Origin of the sequence: Massilia sp. METH4 (genome assembly GCF_037094685.1) — a bacterium.
Lineage (GTDB): Bacteria > Pseudomonadota > Gammaproteobacteria > Burkholderiales > Burkholderiaceae_D > Rugamonas.
Genome location: NZ_CP146614.1, coordinates 2,654,475 through 2,666,604 on the forward strand (window position 1 = coordinate 2,654,475; position 12,130 = coordinate 2,666,604).

The following is a 12,130-nucleotide window of genomic DNA, read 5'->3' on the forward strand; positions in this document are numbered from 1 at the left end:
CGGGAGTGACGGCAGGTCCAGCGATTGTTGCACAAAGCGGCAAAGCACGAAGTCCAGTGCCGCCTTCACACTACTTATGGGCTAGCAGCGCCTCCAGCAGCGGAGTGGTCGCATCGGCCAACCGTTCCAGGCTTGCTTCGCGCAGCGCGGCCAGGTCCACGGTCCGTTCGCTGCCGAGTCCCGCCCAGCGCAGCAGCGCGGAACAGGCCCCCGGCGTGTCGAACACTCCATGAAGATAAGTGCCGAGCACCTGGCCATCCGGAGAAATGGCGCCTTCCGGACGTCCGTCGATCTGGAACGCCGGCGCCGCCAGCGCCGCCCCCGAGGACACGCCCATATGGATTTCATACCCGGCCACCGGCGAATCCGCGAACAGGCAATGACCGCCCACCTGCTGCAGCCGCTTCTCGCGCGACATCACCGTGGTCATGTCGAGCAGGCCGAGGCCGGCCGAATCGCCGGGAGAACCTTCCACGCCGTAAGGGTCCTCCACGGTCCGCCCCAGCATCTGGAAGCCGCCGCAGATGCCGATCACCTTGCCGCCGTAGCGCAGGTGGTGCGCAATGCGCTGCGGCCAACCCTGGGCCCGCAGCCAGGCGAGATCCCCCCGCGTGTTCTTGCTGCCCGGGAGCACGATCAGGTCGGCCGACGGGATCGCATGGCCTTCGCGAATGAATTGCAGGTCAACGTCCGGGTGTGCGCGCAGCGCATCGAAATCCGTGTGATTGCTCATGCGGGGCAGGCTCGGCACCACCACGCGGAAGTCTCCCTTGTGATCCTGCGTGGCCTGCACCGCATCCTCGGCATCGAGGAACAGGCCGTGCAGGTAGGGCAGCACGGCCAGCACCGGCTTGCCCGTCTGCCGTTCCAGCCACTCCAGGCCGGGCTTGAGCAGCCTGATGTCGCCGCGGAAGCGGTTGATGACGAAGCCGATCACGCGCGCGCGTTCGCTCTCGGACAGGCAGGCCAGCGTGCCGACCAGGTGGGCGAACACGCCGCCGCGGTCGATGTCGGCCACGATCACCACCGGGCAGTCGACGGCTTCCGCGAAGCCCATGTTCGCGATGTCGCGGTCGCGCAGGTTGATCTCCGCCGGGCTGCCGGCGCCTTCGACGATCACCGCATCGTATTGCGCGGCCAGCCGCGCATGCGATTCCAGCACCGCTCCCATCGCCACCGTCTTGTAGCCGTGGTAATCGCGCGCATTCATCTCGGCGCGCACCTTGCCATGGATGATGACCTGGGCGCCGATGTCGGACGAAGGTTTCAGCAGCACCGGGTTCATGTCGGTGTGCGGCGCGATGCCGGCCGCCAGTGCCTGCAAGGCCTGGGCGCGGCCGATCTCGCCGCCATCCGCCGTAACAGCGCTGTTAAGCGCCATGTTCTGCGGCTTGAACGGCGCCACCGCCACCCCGTTGCGCTTCAACAGGCGGCACAGGGCCGCCACCACCGTGCTCTTGCCGGCGTCCGAGGTGGTGCCTTGCACCATCAGCGTCCTGAAAGGGAAATGCATCTCAGCGCTTTCGGTGCTGGCGGGCGATTTCCAGCTTTTCGCACAGCTGCTCGGTGCCCTGGATCATGCGCGGGCCGGCGCGGTTCAGCAGGTGGCCGTCGATCGTGAACAGGTTGTCGTTCTTCGTGGCCAGCAGGTTCGGGAACTGGCGCCACATTGCCGCGCCGCCCTGTTCCTTTTCAGCCGTGCTGAACACGGCTTCCGGGTCTTCCTTCAGCACCGCCTCGATGCTCACCACCGGCGCGGTAACCTTCTGCGATGCGAAGATATTCTCGCCGCCGCACAAGCGCAGCGCGTCGCTGACGATATGCGCACCGTTCAGCGTGTACAGCGGCTTGTCCCACACCTGGTAGAACGCGCGCACGGCGGGGCGGCCCGCATACTTCGCGCGAACGGCCGCGAGACGCTTGCGCAAGTCCGCCGCCGTCGCTTCGGCCGCCGCTTCCGTGCCGGCCAGCTTGCCCATCGCCGCCACGTTGTCGGGAATCCGGTCGAGCGACCTGGGTTCGCTGTGGAAGAGTGGAATGCCCAGCTTGCGCAGCTGCTCGATCTGCCGCTCCGAGCTGCCATGGCGCCACACCACGATGAGGTCTGGCTTCAGGGACAGCACCCGCTCCAGGTCGACCTCGCGGTTGCTTCCCACGCGCGGGACTGCCTTGGCCGCTTCCGGGTAATCGCTATAGTCGACCGCGCCGACGAGCTTGCCGCCGGCACCGGCCGCGAACAGCATTTCCGTCACGTGCGGCGACATCGAGATGATGCGTTCGGCCGGCCGGGGCAGGGTAATCGTCTTGCCGTCGTCGTCGCGCACGGACACGGCGGCCTGCGCGGATAGCGCCGCCAGCAGGGCGGCCAGCAATACCAGTTTCTTCATCGGGTTTCCTTCCATTGTGCGAGGGCGCCCGCAAGGCGCGTCCATGCCGCTTCATCCGGCGGCAGGCCGAGGCGGATACCGCGCGGTCCTGCGCGGAACAGCCGCACCCAGATACCGCGCCGGGCCATGTGATCGTGGAATGCTTCGGGCGCATCCTCCGGCCACCAGCGGAACAGGCTCGTGCCGCGGGACGCGATACCGTGCGCGGCAAGCAGCGTATCCAGCCGCTCGCCTTCGGCGCGCAGCCGTGCGCGGGTTTCGGCATGCCACGCATCGTCCAGCAACGCGGCCTTGCCGATCAGTTGGGCGGGGCCGCTGACCTGCCAGGGGCCCAGCTCTTCATCCAGTGCATGCAGCAGGTCCGCATGTGCCGCAACGAAGCCGAGGCGCACCCCAGCCAGGCCGAAGAACTTGCCGACCGAGCGCAGCACGATGAGGCCGGGCCGGCCGGCGTGGTCGGCCACGCTGTGCGTTTCATCCGTATCGGCGAATGCTTCGTCGACGACCAGCCAGCCGCCCCTGGCCGCCAGCGCATCCGCCCAGCGCATTAACTCCGCGCGAGGCACCGTGGCGCCGGTCGGGTTGTTGGGATTGCAGACCACCACCACATCGCTGGCGTCGACCGCCGCCGCCAGCTCCTCGTAGGGCACCAGCCGGGCGGTATGGCCATGCAGGGACCAGTGATGCGCGTGTTCCGCATACGATGGCGACGATACGGCGATGCGTGATGGCGCGCGCAGGCGCGGCAATGCCTGGATCGCCGCCTGCGTGCCGGCCACCGCCAGCATGCGCGGCGCCCGGTAATACCGGCAGGCCGCCGCCACCAGCTCCGTATCGGGTTCCGGCAGCCGGTGCCAGGCATTGCCGGGCAAGCCTGGCACTGGATACCAGTGTGGATTCAAACCGGCCGACAGGTCGAGCCAGTCACCGCGGCCATATAGCCGGGCCGCGTCGCGCAGGTTGCCGCCATGTTCAGGCATGCCGTACTCCCCATGCGACGACGAGTGCCACGGCAAGCCACAGCAGCGTGGTACGCCAGACCAGCCGCCAGGCGCGTTCGATGTCGGCCGCCGTCGCCGGCACGCCGCGCCCCAGCGGCGGGCGCTGTTCGATCTCGCCGTCGTATTGCGCCGCTCCGCCAAGCGCCAGGCCGAGCGCGCCGGCACCGCTGGCCATCACCGGCCCGGCATTCGGGCTGCTCCACGCCGCCGCCTGTTCGCGCCAGCAGCGCCAGGCCAGGCGCTTGCCGGCCGCGCCCGGCGCGAGCAGCACGTAGGACAGGGCGGTCAGCCGCGCCGGCACGTAATTGAGCACGTCGTCGATGCGCGCGGCCACGCGGCCGAACAGCAGGAAGCGGGCATTGCGGTAACCCCACATCGCGTCGAGCGTGTTCGCCAGGCGGAACAGCAGTGCGCCGGGCCCGCCGGCCACGGCGAACCAGAACAGCGTGCCGAACACGGCGTCGTTGCCGTTTTCCAGCAACGATTCGGCGCTGGCCTTGGCCAGGTCGGCTTCGCTCGCCTCGAAGGTGTCGCGGCTGACGATGCGCCCGGTCAGTTCGCGCGCGGCCGGCAGGTCGCCTCGGCGCAGTGCCTGGGCGATCGGCAGGTTATGGTCGCGCAGGCTGCGCAGGCCGATGCAGAAGTAGAGCAGCAGCGCGTGCATGGCCGCGCCAATGGCACCGCACAGCCACACGGCCAGCACCGTCAAAGGCAGCACCGCCAGCATCCAGCCGAGCGTGCCGCGCAGGATGCGCGCAGTGCCGCGGTTCAGGCGCCGCTCGATGGCGCCGGCCAGATTACCGAAGCCGACCAGCGGGTGAAAGCGCCGTGCCTCGCCCAGCAGCAGGTCGAGCAGCACGCCGGCCGCCAGCAGCAGCGCCACCATCGGCCACGACAGGCCGCTCAGCATGGTGCACCCTTGAGCACGAGCGGCAGGCCGGCGGCAACGAAGACGACCCGGTCGCACGCCGCGGCCACCGCCTGGTTCAGGCGGCCCGCTTCGTCCGCGAACGCGCGCGTGACGGCGCCGAACGGCACGATGCCCATGCCCACTTCGTTCGATACGAAGACCACATCGCCATCGTCGCGGGCCAGTTGTTCCAGCAATGCGGCACGCTCTTCGTGAAAGCGCGCCGGCAGGGCGATCTCGCCCACGTCGGGGTACTCGGTGCCGTCCGCGAACAGCAGGTTCGTGAGCCACAGCGTCAGGCAATCGACCAGCACCAGCCGGTGCGGCGCGCGCCAGCGCGCCAGGGTTGCCGCCAGCGCGAGCCGTTCCTCGACCGTCAGCCAATGGCCCGGCCGCGCTGCGCGGTGCAAGGCGATGCGCCTGGCCATTTCGGCATCGCCGGCACCGGCAGTGGCCACGTAGACCACTTCCTTGCCCGACTGCGCGGCCAGCCGCTCGGCATGCGCACTCTTGCCGGACCTTGCGCCACCCAGTACCAGCGTGCGGCTCACGGCGCGTTCCTCGACAGCATGGCCGCCACCGCTTCAGGATTCGACGGGAAGTAGCCGTGGAAGTACGAGGCGGTCAGCGATCCGATCCGGTACACGGCCTCGCCCTGGGCGCCGGACGGGTTCTTGCTCGTGTAGTCCGATACCGGCGCCGCCGTCTCCAGCCGGGAGTAATGGAAGGTGTGCCCGCGCATCGTGCCGTGCTGCGTCGGCATCGCCTGCGGCCCCAGGCCCGCCAGCCGCTGCTGCACGATGACGTTCCCCGGCAGCAGCCCGGCCATCGGCCACTGGCCGGCGCCATCGTCGAGAGTGTCCGCCAGCGCCATCATGCCGCCGCATTCGGCCAGGATCGGCACGCCGGTCGCATGCGCGGCGCGGATCGACGCGCGCCACGCCTGGGCTTCGGCCAGGCGTGGCGCATGCAATTCGGGATAGCCGCCCGGCAGGTAGACGGCATCGGCCTGACGCGGTACCGGCTCGTCCGCCAGCGGCGAGAACCAGGCGATGTCGGCGCCGAGCTTGCGCAGCGTGTCCAGGTTTGCCGCGTAGACGAAGACGAACGCGGCATCGCGGGCGATGGCGACCGTCTTGCCGGCCAGCGCGGCCGGCATCGGCGCCTCGGGCACCGGCTCTTCGAACGGGACGGGGGGCAGGGCGTTCCACGCCGCTTCGTCGAATACGAGCTGGCCGGCCAGTTCGTCGAGGATCGCGTCCACCTCGTCGACTTCGTCCGGCAACACCAGGCCGAGGTGCCGCTCCGGCAGCGAACGGGTTTGCTTCGGCAGCGTGCCGAACAAGGGAATGTCGCGCAGCGAAGCCTTCACCATCGCGGCATGCCCAGGGCTGCCGACGCGGTTGGCGATCACGCCGGCCATCGTCACCGGGCCGTAGTCGCGCAAGCCGTGCACCAGCGCGCCGGCGGTCTGCGCCATCGCGCCCGCATCGATCACGGCCAGCACGGGCACGCCGAATTCGCGAGCCAGGTCGGCCGCCGAGGGCGTGCCGTCGTACAGCCCCATCACGCCCTCGATCAGGATATCGTCCGCCTCCCGCGCCGCCTGGGCCAGCAGCCGGTGGCAACGCTCGCGCCCCACCATCCACAGGTCCAGCGATTCCACCGGCGCGCCGCTGGCGCGGCCCAGCACCATCGGGTCGATGAAGTCCGGCCCGCACTTGAACACGCGCACCCGGCGCCCGGCGCGCGCCAGCTTGCGTGCCAGCGCCGCCGTGACCGTGGTCTTGCCCTGGCCGGAGGCGACGGCCGCGATCAATACCGCGCGGGCGCCCATCACCACTCCGTGCCGGCTTGCGCCGCGATGCCGGCCTTGAATGCGTGCTTGACCACGTTCATTTCCGTGACGGTATCGGCGATCTCGACCAGCTCTGGCGGGGCACCGCGGCCGGTGATGACCACGTGCTGCATGGGCGGGCGCTCAAGCAGGTCGGCGATCACGGCATGCACGTCCAGGTAGCGGTACTTCAGCGCGATGTTCAGCTCATCGAGCACCACCATGCCGATCGCCGGATCGGCGAGGAAGCGCTTGGCCTGTTCCCACGCTTCGCGGGCCTTGGCGATGTCGCGCTCGCGGTCCTGGGTCTCCCACGTATAACCTTCGCCCATCGCGTGGAAGCTCACTTCGTCGGGGAAGCGGCGCAGGAATTTTTCCTCGCCGGTCGACATGGCGCCCTTGATGAACTGCACCACGCCGACCTTCATACCATGGCCCAGCGCACGGATCGCCATGCCGAAGCCGCTCGAGCTCTTGCCCTTGCCGTTGCCCGTGTTGACGACGATGATGCCGATTTCCTTGTCGGCGGCGGCGATCTTCGCGTCGATGATCGCCTTCTTGCGTTCCATGCGCGCGCGGTGGCGCTCGTTCAGTGCCGCGGTATCGTCGGGAGTGCTCATGCGTTTGCCTCGTTGGGAATGAAGATCGTGCGGGCGCCGTGGCGCACCGTTTCGATCGGGTGGTGCAGGTAATCGGAAAGGATGTCGGCTTGCATCACGTCGCCCTTGGCGCCGGCCAGCCAGCGGCCGTCGCCCATCAGCAGGAGAGCATGGGTCGAGATACTGTGGGCCAGGTTCAGGTCGTGGCCGATCATCACGATAGTCTTGTTTTGCTCGCGGCACAGCTTCGCGAGCAGGCCCATCACGCCCACCTGGTGCGCCAGGTCGAGCGCATTGGCCGGCTCGTCGAGCAGCAGCAGCGGCGTGTCCTGCGCCAGCAGGGCGGCGATGGCCACTCGCTGGCGCTCTCCGCCGGACAGTGTGCGCACGTCGCGTGCCGCCAGATCCTCGACTTCCATCGCCGCCAGCATGCTCAGCGCGATGGCGTGATCGTCGCTGTCTTCCCAATAGCGCTTGTCGTGGTAGGGATGGCGGGCGGAGAGCACGGTTTCCAGCGCGGTGTAGGAAAATGCGTCGCTGCGGGACTGCGCGAGGAAGGCGCGCTCGCGCGCCAGCGCTTCGAGCGGCCAGGCGCCGAGCGGGCGGCCCTTCAGCAGTACCTGGCCGCCGTCCGGGTCGCGCAGCCCGGCCAGCGTGCGCATCAGCGTGCTCTTGCCGGCGCCATTGCGGCCGATGATGCTCCAGCATTCGCCATCGGCGACCTGCCAGTCCAGCTTGTCCACGAGGACGCGGGCGCCGGCCGTGAGGTGCAGCTGTTCGGTGACGAGCATCATTTGCGCAAGCGGTGCAGTTGGTAAAGGAAGACGGGCGTGCCGATCAGCGCGGTGACCACGCCGACCGGCAGTTGCTGCGGCGCGATCACGGTGCGCGCCAGCGTATCGGCCAGCACGAGATAGGCGCCGCCAGCCAGGGTGGCGGCCGGGATCAGCACGCGGTGGTCGGGGCCGAATGCGAAGCGGCACGCATGCGGCACGATCAAGCCCACGAAACCGATGCTGCCCGCGGTGGTGACGGCGCTGGCCGTCAGCAGGCCGGAACAGAAAAACAGCCCCTTGCGCAGCGCGCCCACGCGGATGCCGAGCGTACTCGCCGCTTCCGCATGCAGGGCCAGCACATTCATCGAACGTGCCGCACGCAAGGCGAACACCAGGCCACCGGCCAGCACGACCCACGGCAGCCAGCGCAGCGGCGCGCCGGCCAGGTCGCCGATGAGCCAGAACACCATGGTGCGCAGGCGGCTTTCGGGCGCGATCGACAGCATCAGCGTGATCAGCGCCACGCAGGCGGCGGAAAGGATGGTGCCCGTCAACAGCAGCAGGGCGGTGCCGCCCTCGGCGGCGCTGCCGCAGCGCAGGTCGCGCCGGGCCAGGAAATACAGCAGCATGGACACGGCGACGGCGCCGGCGAAGGCGGACAGGTCGACCATCCAGGCGGCGCACATCAGCATCAGCGCGGCCAGCGCGCCGACGGCGGAACCGGCCGAAATCCCCAGCACATAGGGATCGGCGAGCGGATTGCGCAGCAGCGTCTGCATCATCACGCCAGCCAGCGACAGCGTGGCGCCGGTCACGAAAGCGGTGAGCGCGCGGCTCGCGCGCAGGTCGAGCAGGGTGGCGGCCAGCGACCCGGTGCGGCCGTCCAGCAATTCTTGCAGCGCGCCGGGCAGGTCGGCGAGCGGAATGGATACGGAGCCCGTAGCGCCCGCGAACAGCAGGCTGGCGATCGATGCCAGCAGCAGGCCGGCGGTGATTACGCCGGTGCGGTAGCGCAGGTGGGCGGAAAGTGGATGCATGTTCTGCCTGTTGGTGAAACGCCGGGCGCGTCGGCGCGCCCGGCAGCTTAGCACTACTTGATGCCGGCGTTACCTGAAGCCCTTATTTGAAACCATATCGAAGGGCGGCGAACACGTTCGAGCCGCCCGTCTGGTAGAAGCGGGCCAGTTCGTAGTCCTTGTCGCCCACGTTATTCCAGCGCACCAGCGCCGACCAGTCCTGGTTGAAGCGGTAGGTGGCGAACAGGTTCACCACGCCGTAGCCGGCCAGGCGATTGCGGTTGGCGGCATCGTCGTAGCGGCTGGAGGACAGTTGCCATTCCACGCCGCCGCGAAGCGCGCCCATGTCGTACTCGGCGGCGATGTTCGCGTGACGCTTGGCGCGGCGCTGCAGGCGCTTGCCGGTGGTCTCGTCCTTCGGATCCGCGAAGTCGGCGTTCGCCGTCAGCAGCAGCTTGCCCATCTGGCGCTCGGCCGTCAGCGACAGGCCTTCCAGCAGCGCCTTGTTGATGTTGTAGGCGCAGCCCCACTCGTACTTCTCTCCGTCGTTCGGGTATGGGCACGGGCTCGTATTGAGCAGCAGGTTGTCCAGCTTGTTGTGGTAATACACGGCGGCCAGCTGCGTGGTGCCGTCGTCGTAGCGCAGGCCCACTTCGGCATTGCGGCCTTCTTCCGGCTTGTTGTTCTTGTTGCCGTAGCCGGGGTAATACAGCTCGTTGAACGACGGGGCGCGGAAGCTGGTGGCGTAGCTTGCCTCGGCAGTCAAGGCACTGGTGATGCGGTAGCCGTAGCCGACCGAACCGGTGGTCTTCGCGCCGTATTCCGAGTTGTCATCGCGGCGTACGCCCACGTTGGCCAGGTGGGCGCCGCGTTTCAGGCTGTAGTTGGCTGCGACCGAGTTGGTGTGGCGCGCGCGGTTCAGGGCGGCGGTGGAGCCATCCACGTCTTCCTTGCGGTGCTCGTACAGCAGCTGCAGGTTGTCGCCGCCGATGCGCAAATCGTTCTGCCACGTGAAGGTGCTGGTTGTGGTGTCGATCTGGCTGGAGCCGAACGCGCCCACGCCGTAGACCGAACCGGACTTGTCGCGCGACTGCGAAGCCTGCACCAGCATCGTCCAGAACGGCAGGAGCTGGTTGCGGGCATACACCCCGACATTGCTAACCGTTTGCGTACTGTAGGAAGCGAAGTCCTTGCTGTCGTAATCCGACACGGTATCGGTGTAGAAGAACATCGCGCCCACTTCATGACCCGGCGACAGCTTGTACGCCACCTGGCCCGCCGCGCTCTTGCGGTCGTAGCCGTCGTCGTCCGGGTCGAAGTTCGCGCTGGGGCGACGGGTCGACGAGAAGCCGTCGGAGCGCTCCTTGCCGACGGAGAAGGCGTAGCTCAGCCGGTCGGTGCCGCCGGATACGGCCGCATCTGCGGCATAGGTGTCGTGCGTACCGCCGCCGATGGAGGCGGCGATCGATGGCGCCCCGCTGCCTTTTTTCGTGAACAGCTGGATCACGCCGCCGATCGCGTCCGCGCCGTACAGCGTGGACAAGGGGCCGTACACGATCTCGATACGGTCGATGGCCGACAGTGGAATGCCGTTCCAGCTGGCCGAGCCGGTCGAGGCGGAGGCGATGCGGATGCCATCTACCAGCACCACGCTCTGGTTGCCGTTGGCGCCGCGGATGAAGACATTCGACTGGGTGCCAGGGCCGCCGGTGCGCGACACTTCGAGGCCGCGCTGGCGCTGCAACAGTTCGGTGAGGGAACCGGCGCCGGAGTTGGCGATTTCCTCGGCCGAGATGGTGACGGTATCGCTGATCACCTCGCTGGCCAGGGTGGGCGTGCGGGTGGCGGTGACGATGATGGAATCGATGGCGGTGGCCTGGGCGTGGGCCGCCGGCGCGGCAATGGCCAGCGCCAGCGAGGCGAGCGCCGCCTGGGATGCTACAGGAGAGGTCATGGCAAATCTTGGTAAAAGTGGGCAACCGGCCAACGTCCCCGCAGGCCGGATTGAACAGAGCGCACGCCCGGCGCGGCTCCACCTGTTCTGGCCGGTATCCGGGCTGGCGGGCATCACGGTCCGGCCTTCCCATGCGAATTCGCACAGTGGCTGTTGCGGACTGCTGCCGCGCAGTGAACATATTCGCGTTCGCGCGGCTGCCTGCTTACCGTTGCGGGGGCAGCATACGTTGGCCGTGGATACGGCTTCGTATTTCCCGTTTAACTGCGCTCGAGGACTCGGGCGCGGGCACCAAAACCGTGCAATTATAAAGTATCAAGCGGGTATCGAGCGGGTATCGAGCCGCTATCAAGTCGCTGTCAGCCGCAGCATTTCTCCGTAGGCGATGCGGTGCGGGCTGGCCGCGGCGGCCAACGCCGCCTGTTCCAGCGGCGCGCCACCGGCCAGCGTGGCCGCCAGGCGCATGGTGCCGGCGTGGCAGATGACGACGGCGCGTTCGCTGCCGTGCCGCCGGATCGCGCCCATTGCCGCTGCAACGCGGCGCGCCACGGCCAGCACCGATTCCCCGCCACCGGGGCGGTAGTGCAGCAGGTCGGCCGCCCAGGCATCGACTTCCGCGCGCGGGATGTCTTGCCAGCTGCGTTCTTCCCAATTACCGAAATCCATCTCGGCCAGGTTCGGGTCGAGGAGCACATCGGGCGACAGGAGCCGGGCCAGGTCGGCGCAACGGCGCAAGGGACTTGAGAACAGTGGCGCACCGCCGGGCAATCCCGCCGCGGCCAGCATGGCATGCACGCGGGCCAGCTCGGCCGGATCGGGCGCGAGGTCGGCGCGGCCGTAGCAAATGCCGTCCGCCGCGAGCGGTCGCGGATGGCGGACGAGGATCAGCTCCACCGCGCCAGCACGCACAGGTAAAACGCCGCTTCCGTCAATTGCTGGACCGCGCCCAGGCCATCGCCCGTATAGCCACCCAGCCGTTGCCGCAGCTTGCGGCCAAACCATAGCGTGACGAGCGCCATCGCCGCAATGCCGAGCGCGATGCTCCGCCACTCCAGCCAGCCCAGGAGCATGGCCGCCAGCACGGCCGGCACGCAACAGGCCAGGGCGATGGCGAATTCGCCGCCGGTCATCTGCTGCGCCATCGGCTTGGCCTTGCCCTCGGAGCGGGCATAGTCCATCTTCCAGATCAGGCTTGCCGCCATCAGGCGCGAGAGCGGATGTGCGACGCACAGCGCGGCGACTGCGCCGAGCGGCGGCAGGTGGGCCAGCGCCGCGCATTTCACGGCGAGCAGCATGATGATCCCGATCGCACCGTAGGCGCCGATGCGTGAATCCTTCATGATTTCCAGTGCCCGCTCGCGGGTCATGCCGCCGCCCAGGCCATCGCAGGTGTCGGCAAACCCATCTTCATGGAAGGCGCCGGTGAGATAGATGCCGGCGGCGGTGGATAGCAGCACGGCAACGGCCGATGGCAAGACCTGCACCGCCGCCCAGTAGACGGCCGCCGCGGCGGCGCCGACAACGAGGCCGACGAGCGGGAAGTAGCGCGAGGCGTGGTGCAGCCAGTGCGGTTCGAAACCCACCCAGCGGGGGATCGGCAGGCGCGTGAAGAATTGCAGCGCGATGAAGAACAGCCGCACCTGCAGCATC

General features: G+C 68.5%; 12 protein-coding genes and 1 riboswitch. All 12 genes read right to left on the minus strand.

The annotated features are described in order from the left end of the window. Positions 1 to 70: 70 nt before the first annotated feature. The 12 genes from V6Z91_RS11730 to V6Z91_RS11785 all read right to left on the minus strand — a co-directional run bounded on the left by V6Z91_RS11730 (position 71) and on the right by V6Z91_RS11785 (position 12,129). Positions 71 to 1,513, minus strand: a complete 1,443-nt coding sequence (locus V6Z91_RS11730) for a cobyric acid synthase (RefSeq protein ID WP_338770549.1) — start codon at positions 1,511 to 1,513, stop codon at positions 71 to 73. A gap of 1 nt (position 1,514) precedes the next feature. Beyond that, positions 1,515 to 2,387, minus strand: a complete 873-nt coding sequence (locus V6Z91_RS11735) for a cobalamin-binding protein (RefSeq protein ID WP_338770550.1) — start codon at positions 2,385 to 2,387, stop codon at positions 1,515 to 1,517. Continuing rightward, on the minus strand, positions 2,384 to 3,367 hold the full coding sequence (gene cobD / locus V6Z91_RS11740; RefSeq protein ID WP_338770551.1) for a threonine-phosphate decarboxylase CobD: 984 nt from the start codon (positions 3,365 to 3,367) through the stop codon (positions 2,384 to 2,386). The genes V6Z91_RS11735 and cobD overlap by 4 nt, the downstream gene beginning before the upstream one ends. Then, the gene (gene cbiB / locus V6Z91_RS11745) at positions 3,360 to 4,298 is read right to left on the minus strand and encodes an adenosylcobinamide-phosphate synthase CbiB (protein WP_338770553.1); all 939 of its coding nucleotides are present in this window, start codon (positions 4,296 to 4,298) and stop codon (positions 3,360 to 3,362) included. Before cbiB ends, cobD begins: the two co-directional genes overlap by 8 nt. Beyond that, positions 4,292 to 4,849 (minus strand): bifunctional adenosylcobinamide kinase/adenosylcobinamide-phosphate guanylyltransferase, encoded by a 558-nt coding sequence (cobU, locus tag V6Z91_RS11750; protein WP_338770555.1) that lies wholly within the window; start codon positions 4,847 to 4,849, stop codon positions 4,292 to 4,294. Before cobU ends, cbiB begins: the two co-directional genes overlap by 7 nt. Next, positions 4,846 to 6,135, minus strand: a complete 1,290-nt coding sequence (locus tag V6Z91_RS11755) for a cobyrinate a,c-diamide synthase (RefSeq protein ID WP_338770556.1) — start codon at positions 6,133 to 6,135, stop codon at positions 4,846 to 4,848. Before V6Z91_RS11755 ends, cobU begins: the two co-directional genes overlap by 4 nt. Continuing rightward, positions 6,135 to 6,755 (minus strand): cob(I)yrinic acid a,c-diamide adenosyltransferase, encoded by a 621-nt coding sequence (gene cobO / locus V6Z91_RS11760; protein ID WP_338770558.1) that lies wholly within the window; start codon positions 6,753 to 6,755, stop codon positions 6,135 to 6,137. Before cobO ends, V6Z91_RS11755 begins: the two co-directional genes overlap by 1 nt. Beyond that, positions 6,752 to 7,525, minus strand: coding sequence for an ABC transporter ATP-binding protein (locus tag V6Z91_RS11765; RefSeq protein ID WP_338771807.1), 774 nt, complete (start codon positions 7,523 to 7,525; stop codon positions 6,752 to 6,754). The genes cobO and V6Z91_RS11765 overlap by 4 nt, the downstream gene beginning before the upstream one ends. Next, a complete protein-coding gene (locus tag V6Z91_RS11770; RefSeq protein WP_338770560.1) occupies positions 7,525 to 8,547 on the minus strand; it encodes an iron ABC transporter permease in 1,023 nt (340 codons plus the stop codon). Before V6Z91_RS11770 ends, V6Z91_RS11765 begins: the two co-directional genes overlap by 1 nt. An 82-nt stretch (positions 8,548 to 8,629) precedes the next feature. Further along, positions 8,630 to 10,480: a TonB-dependent receptor gene (locus V6Z91_RS11775; RefSeq protein WP_338770561.1), complete on the minus strand. Its 1,851-nt coding sequence runs from the start codon at positions 10,478 to 10,480 to the stop codon at positions 8,630 to 8,632. Between the two features lie 71 nt (positions 10,481 to 10,551). Continuing rightward, positions 10,552 to 10,791: riboswitch (cobalamin riboswitch) on the minus strand. A gap of 37 nt (positions 10,792 to 10,828) precedes the next feature. Next, on the minus strand, positions 10,829 to 11,389 hold the full coding sequence (locus tag V6Z91_RS11780) for a histidine phosphatase family protein (RefSeq protein ID WP_338770562.1): 561 nt from the start codon (positions 11,387 to 11,389) through the stop codon (positions 10,829 to 10,831). Next, the gene (locus V6Z91_RS11785; RefSeq protein WP_338770563.1) at positions 11,365 to 12,129 is read right to left on the minus strand and encodes an adenosylcobinamide-GDP ribazoletransferase; all 765 of its coding nucleotides are present in this window, start codon (positions 12,127 to 12,129) and stop codon (positions 11,365 to 11,367) included. The genes V6Z91_RS11780 and V6Z91_RS11785 overlap by 25 nt, the downstream gene beginning before the upstream one ends. Position 12,130 lies beyond the last annotated feature (1 nt).

Coding starts and splice junctions, on each gene's coding strand:
- cobO (WP_338770558.1), bottom strand. CDS start 6,755: ATGAGCACTCCCGACGATACCGCGGCACTGAACGAGCGCCACCGCGCG.
- V6Z91_RS11770 (WP_338770560.1), bottom strand. CDS start 8,547: ATGCATCCACTTTCCGCCCACCTGCGCTACCGCACCGGCGTAATCACC.
- cbiB (WP_338770553.1), bottom strand. CDS start 4,298: ATGCTGAGCGGCCTGTCGTGGCCGATGGTGGCGCTGCTGCTGGCGGCC.
- V6Z91_RS11755 (WP_338770556.1), bottom strand. CDS start 6,135: ATGGGCGCCCGCGCGGTATTGATCGCGGCCGTCGCCTCCGGCCAGGGC.
- V6Z91_RS11730 (WP_338770549.1), bottom strand. CDS start 1,513: ATGCATTTCCCTTTCAGGACGCTGATGGTGCAAGGCACCACCTCGGAC.
- V6Z91_RS11785 (WP_338770563.1), bottom strand. CDS start 12,129: ATGCTGCAGGTGCGGCTGTTCTTCATCGCGCTGCAATTCTTCACGCGC.
- V6Z91_RS11775 (WP_338770561.1), bottom strand. CDS start 10,480: ATGACCTCTCCTGTAGCATCCCAGGCGGCGCTCGCCTCGCTGGCGCTG.
- V6Z91_RS11765 (WP_338771807.1), bottom strand. CDS start 7,525: ATGCTCGTCACCGAACAGCTGCACCTCACGGCCGGCGCCCGCGTCCTC.
- V6Z91_RS11735 (WP_338770550.1), bottom strand. CDS start 2,387: ATGAAGAAACTGGTATTGCTGGCCGCCCTGCTGGCGGCGCTATCCGCG.
- cobD (WP_338770551.1), bottom strand. CDS start 3,367: ATGCCTGAACATGGCGGCAACCTGCGCGACGCGGCCCGGCTATATGGC.